Genomic DNA, 18102 nt, shown 5'->3' on the forward strand with positions numbered 1-18102 from the left:
TCTTTGCGGCCAGCGTGGGCGTCTAGTGTCGGATTTTGGTCAGTTCGAACGATCGCGAGTTTTTCACCAGCAGGATTGAACGCCGTGCCGACATCTCGCGCAGCTCGAGCGGGCTGCGCAGCGGCCGCGGCGTGTAGTGGGGAGACCAGACGCGCGGCGCGAATATCCCCTGCCCGGGCCGCTGGATTGGTGTCTGGTAGACCTGCGTTGTCTCGCCCAGCACCTCCGACACGAACTCCGACGTCACGAGGTCGTTGATCTGGATGAACAGCTTGATCTGGGAACCGGACACCGTCGTGATGCGCGTGTTCGTAGAGCTCATCGAGCTGCGCAATGTCCTGCATGATGATGGCCATGCGGAAGCCATAGCCGGCGCTGATCGTGATCTTCGAGATCAGCGAGTCCATCCTTCCGACATGATAGAACTCGTCGAGCATCAGCAGCACTTGGTGTGGCTCGTCCTCGCGGGGGATCTTCACCATCATCAGATCATGGACCTGCTGAAACAGGATGCGGATCAGCGGTCGGAAGATCGATAACTGTGCGATGGTGCAACCGATGAAGATCGTCATCGGCCGGCGGCGTAGCTCGCGAATGTCGAAGTCTGAGGTCTCCGTTGCCGCTGAAATCAGCCCGTTGTTCCAGAGCGACATCGCCATGTTGACATTGAAGACGGCGCTGTTGCGCGTCTCCGGCTCGAGCGCGATATATTGATTGAAACTGTCGACGACCCATGTCGGCAAATGTTGTCGCTCTCCTTGGTCGCTCTTGAAGGCAATGAGCGGCAGGTAGTTCTTCTGGACCGGGTTGATCTCCCGCGTATCCTCGATGGTGATGATGCGCTCGTCGACCGGCACTTCCTTGAGGATCGCATTCACGAACGTGGTCTTGCCCGAGCTCGTCCCGCTCGACAGCAGGATCGAATAGCGGTTGATCACGGCGAGGCGGATGAATTGCCATCTTGCGCCGGAGCAATCGGATTCTGAAATCCGGCCCGGCCTCTACCTGAAGCCCCCGAATCTCACGGAGCAGCGCATCGATCCAAAGACGGCGTTCTGGGTCACGAAGCATGTCTTGAAGATGAGTGGCATGCCGGCCTGGGGGCTCGGGCACGATGATGCGGCCATCTGGAGTATCGTCGCTTTCGTCACCAAGCTGCCCGGCCTGTCCGCAGAGCACTACAAGGACATGGTGGCGAGGGCACCGCCGGACGAAGAGATGGAGTCGATGAACAAGGGCGGCGATAAGAAACCGGATAAAGGCGGGAAGGCCGGGGCCGGGATGCAGACTGCGCAGAGGGGCGAACACAAGCACTGAGCCGAAGGCGAGCGTTGGTCGGCCGGAGGAAGCGGAGGATGTGGATGGAAGACGACAATAGATCGGCGCCGCGCCACCGGATCCCGAAGGCCGCGACGATTTCCTTCGGGGGAGGGGCGATTAGCTGCACGGTGCGCAACCACTCGGCAACCGGCGCGTCGCTTGGGTGGCGTCGCCGTCCGGAATTCCCGACACTCGGCGTTCGGTTCAGCAACCGGAATGGCGAGGCCTGAGCCGACGTCTTAGCTAGGCGGATACCCAAGTTGCATAGCGGGCGGCTGCTCGGAGTTTCAATGACCGTGGCCCGCCGGCTCCTCCATACGAAATTCCTGAATGTCCTCTTTGCCGTCCGCCGACAAAATAAGCCGCGCGTCAAACTCATGTGGCTCGGCGGGCGCCGACGCGCTTTCGAGCATCGAAGGATTTGACGAAGAGGTGAAGAGCACAAGCGTCTCGGCCTGTCCGGCGCGGTCAATGATCACGGTCGCACTCAGCTCGTCGACGAAACGATTCAGCGTGAGTCGCATCCGCTCGCCCGCCGGTGTATCCGCGATTGCAAGCTTTCCCTCCGCCAACTCGCTGCGAACCTGGAACGGCTCCGGAGCGTGATGGCCGGCGGAAATCCCGGCGTCTTCACCGGTTCGAGAGGAAACACGCACGTTAGCGACGCTGAGCGCGGGTATGTGTTCGAGCATCTCATGCCGGAGGCTTTCGGCCAAACGGTCGGCGTCAGCCACGGCCATGTCAGGGGCGACCTGAACACCGATGTCGGCAAGCAAGCGATGCCCAATCCAGCGTGCCTTGACGTCGAGAATCTGGCGGACATCTTTGACATGCACGGCAGCGTGCCTGATTTCGTCGATGATTGCGGGATCGACGCCGTCGAGCATCCGGACAAACACCGCCTTGGACGACTGCCAGACGATGCCGAAGATGGCGACGGTGATGAGGAGACCGACAATTGGATCGGCCAATGGGTATCCGAGCCATACGCCGATCGCACCCAGGACAACCGCAAGGCTTGTGAAACCATCGGTGCGAGCATGGTAGCCATCGGCGATAAGGGCGGCGCTGTTGATCTCGCGGCCGACCCGAATGCGGAACACTGCGACCGCTTCATTTCCGAGGAATCCGATGATGCCGGCGGCCATCACCCAGCCAAGTAAATTGATACGCTGCGGGTGAAGCAGGCGGTCGATCGCCTCATAGCCGGCGAACACGGCACTGAAAAGGATGATCGCAACAATGATCACACCCGCCAGATCCTCGACGCGCCCCAGACCATAGGTAAAAGTCTTGCTCGGCTTGCGGCGCGCCAACATGAAGGCAATCCAGAGAGGAATTGCGGTCACCGCGTCTCCGACGTTGTGGATCGTGTCGGCGAGCAGCGCGACGCTACCAGAAATTGCGACGACTCCAAGCTGGAGGATGGACGTGATCGCCAACACGACGAACGACCATTTGATGGCCCAGATGCCCCGCGTCGTCGTCGCGATGGTCGGATCTATCGTGCCGTGGGTGTGGCCGTGACCCTTGCCGCCGGCATGCCCGTGACCAAGACCAAGTGATTGTTCCTGCGGCGACAGACCGAACCAGTCCTGAATTTCCTTCAACATGTCGTGGCTCCCAATCTCTATTCGGCCGCACGGCGCGGAATGAACGCGTTAGTGGGTTTTGCCGATCTTTCGGCAGATGCGAAGTAGGAATAGAGCGCCGGCAACACCAACAAGGTCAGCAGCGTCGCGCTCAGCAGGCCGCCGATCACCACGGTCGCCAGCGGCTTCTGCACTTCCGCCCCTGTTCCCGTCGCGAGAGCCATCGGCACGAAACCCAGCGATGCGACCAATGCCGTCATGACGACCGGACGAAAGCGCGTCAGAGCGCCTTGGCTGATGGCGGCGCCGGTACTGACACCTTCCGAAACCAATCTTCGAATCTGGCTGAGCATCACCAATCCGTTCAAAACGGCGACGCCTGAAAGTGCGATAAAGCCGACGGCGGCCGAGATCGAAAACGGCATGCCGCGCAGCCACAGCGCAGCGATACCGCCGGTAAGCGCCAGGGGCACCGCGCTGAAGACCAGAAGTGCGTCGCGTGCGGAGCCAAGGGCGCCGAACAGCAGCAGGAAGATCAAGAGGAAACAGCCGGGGACCACGAACATCAGACGCTGCCGGGCGATGGAGAAATTCTCGAATTGACCACCCCAGGAGAGCCAGGTCCCGGGCGCCAGCTTGACCTTCTCTCCGACGACCGCCTGCGCCTCGGCAACCAACGATCCGATATCCCGCCCACGGACTTCGGCCGTCGCGACGACACGCCGCTTGCCGTTCTCACGACTGATCTGGTTTGCGCCCTCGGTTTGCTCGAATGTCGCCAGAGCGCGAAGGGGGACGGATGCCACCGCGGCATTTGCAGTCAGTCGCGGCAGTTGGACCGGCAGGTTTTCCAGCGCCGCGATGTCGTTGCGCAGCGCGTCATTCAGCCGGACGATGATCTGGAAACGCCGATCCCCCTCGAAGACCAGTCCAGCGACCCGGCCGCCGATCGCTGCCTCGATCACATCCTGGACCGCGAGCAGGCTCAGTCCTCGGCGGGCGATTTCGGCTTTGTCGATCTTGATCTCCAGGAACGGAAGACCGGTGGTCTCTTCCACCTTGACGTTCTGGGCGCCGTCGATGTGTCGCAGCACACTGGCGATGCTGCTCGCGGTTCGCTGCATCTGCTCGAAATCATCGCCGAACACCTTGACCGCCAGATCCTCGCGCACGCCGGCGATCAGCTCATTGAACCGCATTTCGATGGGCTGGGAGAAGCCGAGTTTGTTCCCCGGCAGTTTCGAGGCTTCCGCTTCGATCTGCTTGATGAGATCGTCCTTGGTCAGCGACGGATCCGGCCACTCGGCCTGCGGCTTGACGATGATGTAGGTGTCGGACGCGTTCGGCGGCATCGGGTCGGCGGCGAGGTCCGGCGTTCCGGTGCGGGAGAATACGAACGCCACCTCGGGAAACTTGCTGACGACGCTCTCGATCTGGAGTTGCATCGCCTGCGATTGGATTATCGACGTACTCGGGATCCGCTTGACCTCCATCACGATGTTCTTCTCATCCAGCGTCGGCGTAAACTCCTGTCCCAGCCTGGTGAACAGCAAACCCGCCGCGATGAACAAAACCGAAGCAACGCCGATCGCCGGGAGCGGTGACGCGATCACCCGCGTCAACAGCGGCGCATAGCCGGCCTTCAGCGTGCGGATGATGGCGTTTTCTTGCTCGTTCACGGGTGTGGTGACGACCAGTGCAATCATGGCCGGGACGAACGTCAGCGAGACGACGAAGGCCGCGACGAGCGCGATGATGACCGTCAGCGCCATCGGCTCGAACGTCTTGCCCTCGACGCCCGTAAACGTCAGCAGCGGCAGGTAGACGAGAATGATGATGAGTTGGCCGTAGACCGTCGGCCGGATCATTTCGATGGCGGATTCCTTGACGGTCTGGAGCCGCTCGTCCAACGCCAGCGCTCGCCCGAACTCGCGCTGACGCTCGGCGAGGTGGCGCAGACTGTTTTCTGCGATGATCACCGCGCCGTCCACGATCAGTCCGAAATCCAGCGCGCCCAGGCTCATAAGGTTGGCGCTGATCCTGCCCTGCAGCATGCCAGTTGCGGTCAGCATCATGGTGACCGGAATGACGCACGCGGTCACTACCGCGGCCCGCAGGTTGCCCAACAAGAGGAACAGCACGACTATAACGAGCAGAGCGCCTTCCGCCAGATTGGTGGCGACGGTCTCGATCGTGGCATCGACCAATTGCGTGCGGTTGAGCACGGTGTGGGCATAGATGCCGGGCGGTAGGGTGCGACTGATCTGCTTGATCTTCGCATCGGCCGCAGCCGCAACCGTGCGGCTATTGCCGCCGATCAGCATGAGCGCCGTTCCGAGGACGACCTCGCGGCCGTTGACGCTGGCACTGCCGGTCCGCAATTCCTTTCCAATCACGACCTCGGCGACATCCTTGACGCGGACCGGGACGCCGGTCCGCGTGGCCACGACGATTTGCGAGATGTCCTCGATGTTTTCGACGCGCCCGCTGGCGCGGACCACGTACCCTTCGCCGTTTTGCTCGATGTAGTTGGCGCCGCGGCTTACGTTATTTGCTTCGATGGCCGCGATTAGCTGGTTAAGCGACAGTCCGAAGCTGATCAGCCGCGACGGGTCGGGCTGCACCTGGAATTGCTTGACGAATCCCCCGATGGCGTCGGCGCCAGCCACCCCCGGAACGGTCTTCATCTGCGGGCGGATGATCCAGTCCTGCACGGTGCGCAGATAGACCGTCCGCTGAAAATCGTCGGTCAGGCGCTCACCTTCGGGCGTCAGGTAGGTTCCGTCCGATTGCCATCCGGGCTGCCCGTCGAGAACCGGAACAATTGCGCCAGGCTTGGCGTACTCGACCGCCCACCAGTAGATCTCGCCCAAACCCGTCGAGATCGGCCCAAGCTTGATGTCAACGCCAGGCGGAAGATTGGCCTTGGCCTCGTTGATACGCTCCGAGACCTGCTGGCGCGCGAAGTAGATGTTCGTGCGGTCGGCGAACACGGCCGTGATCTGGGCAAAACCGTTTCGCGAAAAGGACCGCGTCGATTCCAAACCGGGCGTGCCGGCCAGCACTGTTTCCAGTGCCACGGTGACCTGCTTCTCGATTTCGACCGGCGTCAGCGCCGGGGCCACTGCATTGACCTGGACCTGAACGTTGGTGACGTCCGGAACCGCATCGATCGGAAGTTTGGTCAGCGACCAGAAGCCCGACACGACTGCCGCCAGCGTGATCAGCAAGACGAGCCATCGGCGCCGAACAGAAAAATCGATGATGCGTTCGATCATCGCTCAGTCCTCGTCCCGCGGCTTCGACAGCTCGGCCTTGAGCGGGAACGTATTCGTCGCGGCGATGGACTCGCCGGGCGTCAGGCCGGACACGATCTCGAGGGATTGATCCTCCCTCTCGCCCAGCACGACGTCGCGCTTCTCGAAACCGCCTTTGGTCCGGACAAATACGATCGGCTGGCCGTCCAACTTCTGAATTGCGGTCGCCGGCACCACGACGGGCACGGTCCGCTCGTTGAGAGCGATCGCCGCCGTGACGAACGAGCCCGGACGCCACATCCGGTCGGGATTCTGTATTTCGGCGACGACGCGCGCCGTGCGCGTATCCTTGTCGACCAGCGGGCTTACGAAGACGACCTTGCCGATGGCTGTCTCGGTGAGACCGCGCGCGGAAATTTGAACCGGCTGGCCTTCCTTGATCGAAGGAAGGTCGGAGGAGGCGACAGACAATTCCACCCAGACACGGCTGAGGTCGACCACGACGAACAATTCGGTCTCCAGACTGTCCCGGCCGACCGCCGTTCCCAACTCGACCTTGCGTTCGGCCACACGCCCGGAGATTGGTGAGCGTACATCCTGGCGTCGAAGCGAAGCTTCCGGAGCCCCGGGCACCGCGGTGATTTCCCCTTCGCCGAGTCCCAGCGCGAGTAGTTTCTGCCGCGCGATTTTCAACCGCATTTCGGTTTGCGCCGCGGCGTTGCGCGACCGCAGGTATTGCTGTTCGGTGCCTACACGGCTGTCCCAGAGTGTCTTGTCGCGCGTGGACAAATCCTGTTGCAGATCGTTTGTAAGTCCGGCTGCCAGATATTCACTCTTGGCATCCGCGACCTCGCGGCTCTCGAGGACGGCGATTACTTCGCCCTTTGCGACATCTTCACCGATATTCTTGCGCAGCTCCGCGACCGTCCCGGACAGCTTGACCGAGACATGCGCGATCCGGTCCGCGTCGGGAACAACCGAACCCGGAACGACGAGACGCTTGGCGATTGCTGCCGGTCCTACATCGACCAGATCGATCTGCGCGAGCTTGATCTGCTCATCACTCATAGGAAGAAGGCCGGAGATCGGCTCAGGCGCCGACGGCTTCGGCGAGAGTGCTATCTTCGTCTGCGGTCCCATCCCGACTGCCCGTTGGACGGTCGTCGACAGCCCCGGCGCGAGCGCGAAAATCGCGGCTCCTGCCGCGAACGCAAGCACAACGATCGTCGAGCGACTCATCATGATACTCTTCCGACGTGGACCAGCGCGGACACCGTCACAGATATTTGGAAATGGCTTTGAACTCGTCGACGACGGTTCTTGTCGATTTGCCGGGTCCGCTCACGGCGAGATCGAGGCAGTGGTCGACGTGGTCATGGATCAGCGTTCGCTTCGCCTCGCCGACGGCCTTCTCGACCGCGTGAAGCTGCTGAGCCAGATCCAGGCATGACCGACCTTCGTCGAACATGCCGATGACCCGGCGAAGATGTCCCTCGGCGCGACGGAGCCGCTTGACGATATTGGAATGAGTTTCGTGAACGTGAATTTTTGCCATCCACGGAACATATCCTCCCCGGGGGGATAAGCCAATCCTTGAAAAGGATAGGGGGGTCGGCTATATTGTCGCATGAGCCATACCATCCGAGAGAAGAAGAGGCTGCTTGCGCGCGTCCGCCGTATCCGCGGGCAAGTCGAAGCCATCGAGCGTGCCTTGAGCGAAGAAGCCGAGTGTGAACGCATCATGCACATGATCGCCGGCATCCGGGGGAGTGTCGCGGGGCTGATGGCCGAGGTGGTCTAGGATCATATCCGCACCCATTTGGTCGACCCCCAGAAGAACCCCGGTGCGCTCAATTCGGACGCGGCGGATCAACTGATCGAAGTCGTTCACACCTACCTGAAGTAAGGACACGCCATGGACGCCGACCGAACGTTCGATCCTCTCGCCGCGCATAATCACGTATTTTTAGGAGAAGATCACGACAAGGCCGCGCGGCGGACCTGGGCGGTCATCGCGCTGTGCGGCGTCATGATGATCGCAGAGATCGTCGGCGGCGCACTGTTCGGATCATTGGCTCTTATCGCCGACGGTCTGCACATGTCGACGCACGCCGGCGCGCTTCTGTTGGCGGCGTTGGCCTATACATATGCGCGCCGACATGCCGGCGACAGGAATTTCACCTTCGGCACCGGAAAGTTCGGGGATCTCGCCGGATACAGTAGCGCAATCATATTGGCGATGATCGCGTTGCTGATCGGTTATGAGGCGATATCGCGTTTCCTGTCCCCGGTCGCCATCAGTTTCAACGAGGCTATTCCGATTGCCGTGCTCGGTCTTGGCGTCAACCTGGCAAGTGCGTGGCTGCTGTCCGGCGGTCACCACGGACACAGTCATGGCCATGGTCATTCACATGGCCACGAGCATCCACACGGTCATGGTGAGGATGTCCGCCGGATCGACCTAGGAGCCGGCGTCATCGAACTTGAGGTTTTTGAAAACGGCGTGCCGCCGCGTTTCCGATTGCAGCTTCCGGATGGTTTGCAGTTGCATGCCTCGCATGTCACCGTTGAAACTATAAGACCTGCTGGCAGCAGACAGACATTCACATTCGCGGATCGTGGAGGATATCTGGAATCGATCGACGAAATTCCGGAACCTCATGAGTTCGTGGCCAAGGTTCGCCTGAAGCAGGGCGATCAGTTCAAGGAATTTGAAGAGAGTTTCGAAGAACACGATCATGATGCGCCTGCGAGCGCCCATCATCGTGACAACAATATGCGGGCCGCGATCGTTCACGTCGCGGCCGATGCAGCGGTTTCGGTGCTGGTGATTGTCGGACTTCTCCTCGCGCGCACCTTTGGGTGGCTCTGGATGGATCCGCTCGCCGGTCTGATTGGCGCGTTCGTTATCGCAAACTGGTCGTTCGGCCTGTTGCGGGACACAGGCGGCATCCTGCTGGACCGCAATCCGGATCCGCGCATGGCGGAAAAGGTCAGGCAGACGATCGAGAGCGATGGAGATCGGGTGACCGACCTGCATCTCTGGCGGCTGGGACCGGGGCACCTCGGAGCAATCGTCGCCGTCGCGACCGAGAAACATCGCGGTGCCGAATATTATCGCCGCAACCTCAGCAAGTTCGGCGATTTGTCCCACCTCACAATCGAGGTCAGCAATCAAGCCGCAGCAGGCTAGTGCGACGGGATCAATGAGGATCTACGAATCAGGCTTCACTATCGTGCGCGGCGGATAGTTGCGGCGCCTCGTCGAGGTTCGCGCGAACGGAAGTGAAAGCGATGCCTGCGCACACTTCGCCAGTGTCAAAACCAACGCGCCGACCTCGCCAAGTTAGAACAATTCAGCATGACAATCACTCGATGCAGTGAACATCCGTCGCCGACTTGCCCGGTGTGCGAGATGCCTGACCAGAAATCACTGGCCAGAATGCTTGGCCCAGCAATGGTCAGCATCATTGCCCTTTTGATGCAGCCAAAAAAAGCCCCGCCGTGTGGGCGGGGCGAAAGTAGGCGCAGCGTTATTGCTGCGCCGTTAGTCTACCCATAAGCGTTCCGGGATAACAGTTGAAATTAAACCTTATGACGGCTTGTTCGTAGCAGGCATCGACATTTAAGGTAGCATATGGCAGACAATTCACACAAATTGATAAGTTTGTTTGTAGCTCTGGCGAGTGCGCCTGCACTGGCCTACGCCGTTGCTTACGTCGCGCATTTCGAGTGGCACTTCTCTCGGGCTATCATTAGGAGGGACGCACTTGTTATGGCGGCTTTGATGGGAGTTGTAGTCGGCGTCAAATTCTTGTTTCAAAGACGGAGCAGGAACGGTCCGTAGGCTTTTGGCTGTTTTGCCTTCACAAAATTCCGCGCCTTGTGAGAGATTCCGAATACGCCGCCGCTGTGCTTGTGGTCCTAATAAAGCCACTCGGCATGACCTTGCCGCCATACGCAAATTCAGTCAGCAGGATCTTGCCGGTCGCATCAGTGAGCGGTCGCTCGTTTCGCAGAGTGACCAATCCCGGCTGGTAGAAATGCTGCGATTGCTATCCGTTGGGCAGAGACAGCGTGACGCGAAGACCATTTCCATCGCTCTGGTTCTTCAAGACCAACGAAGCGTCAAGCTTTTCAGCCGCAAGCTGGACGATCGAAAGTCCCAAGCCGCTGCCGTAAGGACTTTTGTGACGGCCGCGAAAAAACCGCGTTGTCACAAGCCCCAGTTCGGAGTCAGGAATACCGGGCCCGTCGTCATCGACAACAATTGTGACGCAAGTTTTGCTGCAAGAAACACTCCAGTCTACGCTGCCGTTGTTATTGATATGCTGAACTGCATTTTCATGAAGATTTCGCAGTGCCAACGTCAGAAGATCGCGATTTGTCGCGATACCAATCTCGTAAAGTGCGGGATCCAAAACGACCTTGGCTGAGTTGGCGAGGGGGTCGGTCGATATGATTTCCTCGAGAATTTGGCCGAGGTTGACGTCATCGGTCCGTTGGACGTCATCCTGTGCGTCGATCCGTGCGACTGCCAGCAATTGACGCACCAGTCTGGAGGTTTGATCCACCGAGATCACAATGAGACGAAGTGCTCTTGCTCGCGCCTCAGGATCCAGCGTTGCGATGGCGACTTGCGCCTGTGTCTTTAATCCGGCAAGCGGCGTGCGCAATTCATGAGCGGCAAAGGCTGTTATCTCGCGTTCATGGCGGCGTGCAGTTTCAACCTTTGAAAACAGGCTGTTCAGGGAGTTTGCGAGAGGAGCCAGCTCGGGAGGTGCGTGACTTGCATCGACGGGACTCATGTCGTCGACGTTTCGATTCGTCAAATCAGCCGCCATGAGTTGAAGCGGTCGCAGCCCCCGTCCCAGAATGTTCCAGATCAGAAATCCGAGCAACGGAACGATCAGCATCGCAGGCCAGAGCAGACCTTTGATCAGGTCGCTCACAAGCCGCTCTCGCAGTCCGAGCCGATCTCCGACGAGCACGCGGATACCCTTGGCCGAATCGGAAATGGCATAGACGCGCCATGTCTCGCCGCCCACGTTCTGATCGGAGAAGCCATCCGTCTCATTGCCGAGGCGGTCGTTGGGTGCACCGCTTGATCGTGCAACCAGTCGACCATCCAGCGACCAGATCTGGCACGACAACTGTCGCTCGTAGCTTGCAGCCTCGGGCAACGGCTGCACGCCGGGTCGCGATGTACTTGATGCCACCCCGGCGCCGTTGATGGCCAGCGAGCTAACCATGCGGGCCGCTTCCTGGAGCCGGGTATCCAGCACATGCTCGACCTCGCTGCGGGTCTGGAAAAACACCCATGCGCTTGCGCATAGCCAGATCAGCCCAGTTGCGGCCGCTAGTACGATGAAGAGGCGACCTCTCATGGAACGGGTAATCATGATCTGGCGTCCCGCATTCGATATCCTATGCCACGCACGGTCTCGATGAGATCGCGCCCAATTTTATTGCGAAGATTATGAATATGCACTTCGACGGCATTGCTTTCGACCTCGTCCTGCCAGCCGTACAGTCGCTCTTCAAGATCGCTCTTCGAGCGGATCGTTCCTGGCCGCTCCATTAACGCGGAAAGAAGCGCAAACTCGCGCCGAGACAGGCTTATCGTTTTTCCGGCCGCGGATGCGGTGAGTGTCGCCGGATCAAGCGTGATCCCGTTGTACGCAAGATGCGGCGCGGCACGGCCTGCTTTTCTCCGAACGATGGCGCGCACGCGCGCGGCCAGTTCATCCAGATCGAACGGTTTTCCCAAGTAATCGTCGGCGCCAGCGTCGAGCCCTTTGATCCGATCGGCGACCTCGTCAAGCGCGGTCAGGAGAAGAACGGGCGTGGTATTTCCCGCGGCGCGAATGTTTGACAGCAAATCGAGTCCGGAACCGTCCGGCAGCATCAGGTCCAGCACAACGGCATCAAATGATGCCGTTGCCAGCGCGGTCAGACCGTCCGCGCACGAGGTGACCGCGTCGACGGTGGCGCCCACCAGGCTCAAGCCAGCTTTTAAACCGTCAAGCAGAATCGGATCATCCTCAACAACCAGAATTCGCATCACGTCCTCGTTTCACCAAACCGGCACGTCGCAGGCGAGCCTTAAGGCTGCCTTAAGGTAGGGCAGCGAAATCAGCCTCCACCCTATTTTTTTGGATTGTCATGCGAAACGCCTGTCTACGGATACTCTTCGGCTTTCTTCTGTTCACCTCCGTGGCTGCATCCGCGCAAGCACAGAGCCCGCCGGGGGCTGACAAGGTTTTTCAACTAAACGTCGCGCACGGCGCGCACGGTGCTTTGATCCTGAACTGGGCGATAGCGCCAGGCAATTACCTCTATCGCGACAAGATCAAGGTCACGAGCCAGCAAGGTGCCCCGGTCGAAGTAAGTACACCTGCCGGAGCCATGAAAGACGACCCGTCATTCGGAGAGACGGAAATCTATCACCGGCAGGTGCAGGCCACAGTGTCTGCGGAATCGCTGGCCGGCCGGAGCGAGGTCGTGGTGTCCTTTCAGGGGTGTGCCGAGCAGGGGATTTGCTATCCGCCGGTGACCAAAACGATCGATTTGAAAACGCTGTCGGTTGCCGAGCCGGCTGGTCGGACCGCGCCAGCGGCACAGTCGAGCAGCAACTGGATTTCCGATCCGGCCTTGGGACGGCCGAGCGAATCGCGTGGCGAAGGAATAGGGACACAGCCGGACAAGCCCGATCTTAGCGGAAGTTTTACTTCAATGCTTGCCGCCTTTGTCGGGTTTGGCTTGCTGTTGGCCTTCACGCCTTGCGTATTTCCGATGATACCGATCCTGTCCGGGATGCTGGCGCAGTCGGGCGAGAAGCTGACGGCCCAACGCGGCTTTGTGCTGTCAGGCGCCTACGTCGTAGCGATGGCGCTTGCTTATGCATCTCTGGGAGTGGTCGTCGCCTGGTCCGGACAGAACCTGCAGGCTGCGCTACAGACGCCGCTCGCGCTCGGCCTGATGAGCGCAATTTTCGTGGCGCTCGCGCTCTCCATGTTCGGTCTCTACGACCTGCAACTTCCGCAAGCGTGGCAGAGCCGTATCGTCGGCGCCGGTAGCCGCCGTGCCGGATCGCTTGGCGGGGCCGCGATGATGGGATTCGGCTCCGCATTGATCGTAGGCCCTTGCGTGACGCCGCCACTGGCGGCGGCGCTGGTCTATGTTGCTCAGACCGGAAACGCCTGGCGTGGCGCGTCGGCGCTGTTCGCATTAGGCATCGGGATGGGTTTGCCGTTGCTGGCGTTTGGCACGTTCGGCGCGAGTATCCTGCCCCGGTCCGGTCCGTGGCTGGCACAGGTGAAGCACGTATTCGGCTTCGTTTTTCTCGGAGTTGCGATCTGGGTGATATCGCGCGTTATTCCGACCTGGATGGGTTTGGTTTTGTGGGGCGTGGGCCTCGCTGGTGCCGGCGTCTATCTGGCGGTGCCGCAGCTTCGCGCGCGAAGCCGGGGGCAAGCATGGCGCAGGTGGCCTGTCGTGACAGGGATAACATCGCTGGGTTTCGGGGCGCTTCTGATGATTTCCGCCGTCGCTGGTTCGTTCGGCTTGCTGGGACAACTCGCTGGAATTACCGCATTCGCGCCTTTCACCGCTGCTCATGCGGCCAAATTCGAAACCGTCACCACATCGCAGGCGCTCGATGAGGCGATTGCAAGAGCACGCCAGGACAGCAAGCCCGTGGTGCTCGATTTCTCGGCCGATTGGTGCATCGAATGCAAGGTCATGGATCGCACCGTCTTTTCAGACGCGGCAGTTTTAACTCGTTTGCGCGATTTCACGCTGATCCGTGCGGACGCCACCAACTACAACGAAAACACCCGGTCATTGATGAAGAGATTCGGCGTTGTCGGACCCCCAACAATTATTTTTCTGAACGCGCGAGACAGCAGGGAAATATCCGCTGCAAGAATCGTCGGACCCGTCGATTCAGACACGTTCCTGAAGCGGCTCAATCAGCTTCAACCATCCTGAAACGTCAATTCACTGAGGAGAGATATCATGCTCGTCGCACGTCTAAACAATTTTGCTATTCGCTCGATCCTGTCGTTGGCGCTGCTGACGCCGATGGCCGTTTCCAATGCGTTCGCGCAGGATCCCGATACGTCTGCGGAGGCGATCCTAAATGATCCGGCGACGCCCGTTGCGGGAAATCCGAAAGGCGATCTGACGGTCGTGACATTCTTCGATTACAATTGCCCCTTCTGCAAGAAGGCAGAGCCAGCCCTTGAGAAGGTTGTAAAAGAGGATGGTCATATTCGCCTTGTCTACAAAGACTGGCCAATCCTCACCAAAGCGTCCGTCTACGGCGCGCAGTTGGCGCTGGCCGCAAAGTATCAAGGCAAATACGATGCGGTTCATGCCGCGCTGATGTCGATTTCCGGCACCAAGAATCCTGAAGACCAGATGCTCGCGGCGATTCGCAAATCGGGTGTCGACATGGACAAGCTCGACGCGGATCTCAAGGCTCACGGTGACGAGATCACGGCCTTGCTCCGGCGCAACCTTGCCCAGGCCGACTCACTGGGATTGCAGGGAACGCCGGCTTATCTCATCGGTCATTACAAAGTGACGTCAGCTCTGACCTATGACGGTTTCAAGCGTGCGGTTGCCGACGCGCGTAGCCAGGCAATGAAATAAATGACACCGTTTGAGACGAACTCCGTTGCCCGCTTTCGACGAGCCGGCAGCGCAGCTGTGGTTTTTGCCGGGATGGCGATTTTGGCTGGATGTACCACAACGTCGTCCACGCCGGCTCCCGTTGCATTCTCAACTCAGGCGAATCCGATGGCTGCCCGGGCTTACGCCGCGCCGACCAACGAGCCATATAAGGTCGATGCCGTCGATGTCGCTGACATCGACCCCAAATATCTTCGGCAGGTGGTCGATTTTCCGACCCGCGAGCCGGTCGGAACGATCGTCGTCGATCCGCATGAGCGTTTCGTTTACCTGGTGCAAGAACATGGGAAAGCGTTGCGCTACGGTGTCGGCGTCGGGAAAGCGGGTCTGGAATTCACCGGGACCGCGACGGTCGAATACAAAAAGAAATGGCCGCACTGGACACCGACCAGCGACATGATCAAACGCGAACCCGCCCGCTACAAACCCTGGCAAAAGGGCATGGATGGGGGTGCCCGAAATCCATTAGGCGCGCGTGCCTTGTATCTTTTCAAGAATGGCAAGGACACGTTGTTTCGTATTCACGGCACGACCGAGCCGTCGAGCATCGGCAAAGCCGTCTCGTCGGGCTGCATTCGAATGGTCAACCAGGACATCATAGACCTTTATAGCCGCGTGCCTGATGGTTCGAAGGTCGTGGTTCGGTGATGCGCATGAATGCTGGCGCAAGTCCGTTAGCAAACTAGGAAATCCGGATGAATGTGGATGAAAATCAAAGTCCAAATTCAGTGCCGTGGCCGCCGCTCATTCTGACCATGGCCGTGGCGGCAAGCCTGGGACTTGGCATGTTCAGGCCTTTGCTCGTCCTGGGCAATCTCTGGGTATGGGTTACGGCGTACGTCGTTGCGTCCATCGGCATCGCCCTTGATCTCATGGACCATCATGACCACGAAACGGGCTCAAACCAATATTCCCCCCTCATCAAGGCGCCACCCAGCGGGTGACCACCGGGCCATTCCGGCTCCCGCGTAGTCCCAAGGCATGCGGAGTTGTTGAGAGATGCGATCTGCGTGCGAGTCCAAGAATTCCTGGCTAATCGGCGTCGCGTTCGCCAATGCTGCAGGCAACAAATTGCTCGCGGAGACTTCCCGGTCAGGCGCCACCAATGAGGATACCCACACCCAAGACAATGGTCCCTCCGAGTACGATCTGGAAAGCGGCCTGGAGGAACGGCGTATCCATGTATTTCGCACGCACGTACGCTATAGCCCAAAGTTCGACGAACACGACCGCGCCCGCAGGAGCCATCGTCGGATAGCGCCTCGGCGAAGCCCATGCTGATACCCGCTCCGATCGACGCCGCCAGACCTACTAGAAACGTTTGCCAGTTGTGATGGGTGGCGAAAGCCGCCGCAAAAAGCGGCGCAAGTGTCGACACCGAGCCATCCATAAGGCCTGCGAGACCGGGCTGCACGTATTGCAGAACGAACATGCGCTTGCTGGTTTTGTCTTCCTCCGCGCGGACGTCCGGGGTTAGAAGTGTGTCGCTGAGCTTCGCTGCAATGTCTTCGTGCCCCTTGGCTCGGAAGGTTCGCATTGGCTGCTCTATGCGCTGGTTTTTATCACCACATTGACGGGTTGGTTCTTCGCATCGTTTCGTGGTTGGCACATTTCGTTTTTATTTGCGGTGCCGCTACCGATGCTGACCAATTCCGACGCTACGGTTGGTCGTGTGATCGGCGGTTGGCATCAAATCGCGGAATGGGGCTTGCTCATCACTATCGTAATTCACGTCGCGGCGGTATTGATACATCTGTTTCTGATTAGAGACCGGGTCATGCAACGGATGCTTCCTCTCGCCCGGACCTTTCGATCTTGAATTTACGCGAGCGCGTACTTCCGCCGCAGGTCTACCTCGAAACCGATGAATTACCGGCATTTCAAGAATCGCGCTGCGCAGCTGATGCTTCTCGCATAGGTAGTTTTCTCCAGTCTCATCGCTATGGATGGCGACGGGCAAGATCGGAAGCTTTTGAAGAGGAGCCCGACCGACGCGCGCGACCCAACGCCGCGCCGATACGCCCCAACTCGGCCAGGCGCAAATGGCCCGACCGGCTCACTTCCAATTTTGTAGCGAACCTATCTAGCCTCAGTCAGTGCCTGGGATAATCGCACAGCGGAGACGGGTCATGTCGGCTGCAGCGCCATTCCACAGATGGGACAGCTACCCGGGCCTATCTGCCGGATCTTCGGATGCATCGGGCAGGTGCAGATGGTGCCCTCGGGAACGTCCGCCGACCGTAGGGTCACGGACTTGTCGAGACACTGTTGCGGCGTGGCCGCGAACTTGGTGCGGCAACCAGCCGAACAGAAATGACGTCTCGCCGCAACCCATACCTGTAGGGGCATATGGAAATGTGCAAAGACATCAAGACGTCCTGTCAAAAACGCCTGAGCCCAATCGAGGGACGAGTGCGAGGCTTGTCCAAGATGGTCGACGAGGAACGGTACTGCATCGACATCGTGACGCAGATATCCGCCGTCCGGGCCGCACTGCGGCGCGTCGAGGAGGAGGTCAAGGATCACGTCTCGCACCGCGTCGAACATGCGACCGCGAGTGGCGACAAGGCGAATCAGCGCTAGAAGATTGCGGTACTGATGGCCGTCATAGGACGTGCGGAACGATGATCATCCGGTCCGGTTCCGTCTTGGCGGCCGGAGCTTTCGCGGCTATGTTTCCGAATCCTAACTGGGTAAATCGAAAGTATTGACGCGGAATGTTCGTCGGCCTTACCAGGACGCAGCGGTTGAGGGCAGGAGGGCAGGATGGCTGGTTGCCCTAGCCTATCTGTTTTGCGTGCTGGCCCCGACGATCTCCTTCGCGTTGCCCGGCGGTCATGCCACACCCTATTGTCTGACCGACGACGATCAAGGGCCCGGCGTGGTCCATGTGCACAACGAAGGCATCGTGCCGCATGTCCACAAGGACGGACATCTCCATGATCACTCCGGCATCCAAAGCCATGCGCATGCCGCAGGGGAGCATCACGCGAATCCGATCGCGTTGAATGACGGCTCTAGCCCCGCGAAGGCACCGCATTCGTCGGACGGAAAATGCTGCGGCCTGATGTGCGTCACCGCGCTTCCTGCGACGCTCGTCGACGTGGCAAAGCCATTGGTGCCGAAGGCCGTGCGCGAGGCCGAAAGCTACCGGAAGCTGACCGACAACGCGCCCCCACAGCGCTATCGCCCCCCCATTTCCTGATCTGACCAAGTGTGACGCGGTGCTGCGCCCG

Annotated in this window: 15 protein-coding genes and 4 pseudogenes; 10 read left to right on the forward strand and 9 right to left on the reverse strand. The window is 59.7% G+C overall.

The annotated features are described in order from the left end of the window. Positions 1–25 precede the first annotated feature (25 nt). Positions 26–755: pseudogene (locus J0H39_22685) on the reverse strand (type IV secretory system conjugative DNA transfer family protein). Further along, positions 753–956: pseudogene (tadA, locus tag J0H39_22690) on the reverse strand (Flp pilus assembly complex ATPase component TadA). The pseudogenes J0H39_22685 and tadA overlap by 3 nt, the downstream one beginning before the upstream one ends. Here tadA and J0H39_22695 point away from each other — a divergent pair. Continuing rightward, complete coding sequence (locus J0H39_22695; GenBank protein ID MBN9499574.1) at positions 949–1317, forward strand: cytochrome c; 369 nt, start codon at positions 949–951, stop codon at positions 1315–1317. The pseudogene tadA and the gene J0H39_22695 overlap by 8 nt on opposite strands. A 290-nt stretch (positions 1318–1607) precedes the next feature. On the opposite strand, the gene J0H39_22700 is transcribed toward J0H39_22695, so the two are convergent. From J0H39_22700 to J0H39_22715, 4 genes are read right to left on the reverse strand one after another with little or no spacing between them, the layout of a single operon-like run. Further along, on the reverse strand, positions 1608–2933 hold the full coding sequence (locus J0H39_22700) for a cation transporter (GenBank protein ID MBN9499575.1): 1326 nt from the start codon (positions 2931–2933) through the stop codon (positions 1608–1610). Positions 2934–2950: 17 nt separating this feature from the next. Continuing rightward, entirely contained in the window at positions 2951–6190 is a 3240-nt protein-coding gene (locus J0H39_22705) for a CusA/CzcA family heavy metal efflux RND transporter (protein MBN9499576.1), read from the reverse strand. 3 nt (positions 6191–6193) lie between these two features. Continuing rightward, positions 6194–7408: an efflux RND transporter periplasmic adaptor subunit gene (locus J0H39_22710; GenBank protein MBN9499577.1), complete on the reverse strand. Its 1215-nt coding sequence runs from the start codon at positions 7406–7408 to the stop codon at positions 6194–6196. A 37-nt stretch (positions 7409–7445) separates the two neighbouring features. Further along, the gene (locus J0H39_22715) at positions 7446–7724 is read right to left on the reverse strand and encodes a metal-sensing transcriptional repressor (GenBank protein MBN9499578.1); all 279 of its coding nucleotides are present in this window, start codon (positions 7722–7724) and stop codon (positions 7446–7448) included. A gap of 72 nt (positions 7725–7796) precedes the next feature. On the opposite strand from J0H39_22715, the pseudogene J0H39_22720 reads away from it, so the two are divergent. Further along, positions 7797–8075, forward strand: a pseudogene (locus J0H39_22720) (metal/formaldehyde-sensitive transcriptional repressor). 9 nt (positions 8076–8084) lie between these two features. Beyond that, positions 8085–9362, forward strand: a complete 1278-nt coding sequence (dmeF, locus tag J0H39_22725; GenBank protein ID MBN9499579.1) for a CDF family Co(II)/Ni(II) efflux transporter DmeF — start codon at positions 8085–8087, stop codon at positions 9360–9362. 862 nt (positions 9363–10224) lie between these two features. Here dmeF and J0H39_22730 read toward each other — a convergent pair. Together J0H39_22730 and J0H39_22735 are read right to left on the reverse strand one after the other, a co-directional pair. Further along, positions 10225–11571, reverse strand: coding sequence for a sensor histidine kinase N-terminal domain-containing protein (locus J0H39_22730; GenBank protein MBN9499580.1), 1347 nt, complete (start codon positions 11569–11571; stop codon positions 10225–10227). Beyond that, the gene (locus J0H39_22735) at positions 11568–12233 is read right to left on the reverse strand and encodes a response regulator transcription factor (GenBank protein MBN9499581.1); all 666 of its coding nucleotides are present in this window, start codon (positions 12231–12233) and stop codon (positions 11568–11570) included. Before J0H39_22735 ends, J0H39_22730 begins: the two co-directional genes overlap by 4 nt. 101 nt (positions 12234–12334) lie before the next feature. Between J0H39_22735 and dsbD the strand changes: the two genes are divergently transcribed. From dsbD to J0H39_22755, 4 genes are all read left to right on the forward strand, one after another. After that, positions 12335–14161, forward strand: coding sequence for a protein-disulfide reductase DsbD (gene dsbD / locus J0H39_22740; GenBank protein ID MBN9499582.1), 1827 nt, complete (start codon positions 12335–12337; stop codon positions 14159–14161). 27 nt (positions 14162–14188) lie between these two features. After that, positions 14189–14827: a DsbA family protein gene (locus tag J0H39_22745; protein MBN9499583.1), complete on the forward strand. Its 639-nt coding sequence runs from the start codon at positions 14189–14191 to the stop codon at positions 14825–14827. A 72-nt stretch (positions 14828–14899) separates the two neighbouring features. Further along, entirely contained in the window at positions 14900–15514 is a 615-nt protein-coding gene (locus J0H39_22750) for a L,D-transpeptidase (GenBank protein MBN9499584.1), read from the forward strand. Positions 15515–15561: 47 nt separating this feature from the next. Continuing rightward, positions 15562–15810 (forward strand): hypothetical protein, encoded by a 249-nt coding sequence (locus J0H39_22755; GenBank protein ID MBN9499585.1) that lies wholly within the window; start codon positions 15562–15564, stop codon positions 15808–15810. A 148-nt stretch (positions 15811–15958) separates the two neighbouring features. Here the strand turns inward: J0H39_22755 and J0H39_22760 are convergent. Then, positions 15959–16385, reverse strand: a pseudogene (locus tag J0H39_22760) (rubrerythrin). On the opposite strand from J0H39_22760, the gene J0H39_22765 reads away from it, so the two are divergent. From J0H39_22765 to J0H39_22775, 3 genes are all read left to right on the forward strand, one after another. After that, positions 16377–16685: a cytochrome b/b6 domain-containing protein gene (locus J0H39_22765; protein MBN9499586.1), complete on the forward strand. Its 309-nt coding sequence runs from the start codon at positions 16377–16379 to the stop codon at positions 16683–16685. The pseudogene J0H39_22760 and the gene J0H39_22765 sit on opposite strands and share 9 nt — an antisense overlap. Before the next feature lie 536 nt (positions 16686–17221). After that, on the forward strand, positions 17222–17449 hold the full coding sequence (locus J0H39_22770) for a metal-sensitive transcriptional regulator (GenBank protein ID MBN9499587.1): 228 nt from the start codon (positions 17222–17224) through the stop codon (positions 17447–17449). 214 nt (positions 17450–17663) lie between these two features. Then, the gene (locus tag J0H39_22775) at positions 17664–18071 is read left to right on the forward strand and encodes a hypothetical protein (protein MBN9499588.1); all 408 of its coding nucleotides are present in this window, start codon (positions 17664–17666) and stop codon (positions 18069–18071) included. Positions 18072–18102: the final 31 nt, after the last annotated feature.

The sequence above is a fragment of the Alphaproteobacteria bacterium genome (genome assembly GCA_017308135.1).
Classification (GTDB): domain Bacteria; phylum Pseudomonadota; class Alphaproteobacteria; order CACIAM-22H2; family CACIAM-22H2; genus Tagaea.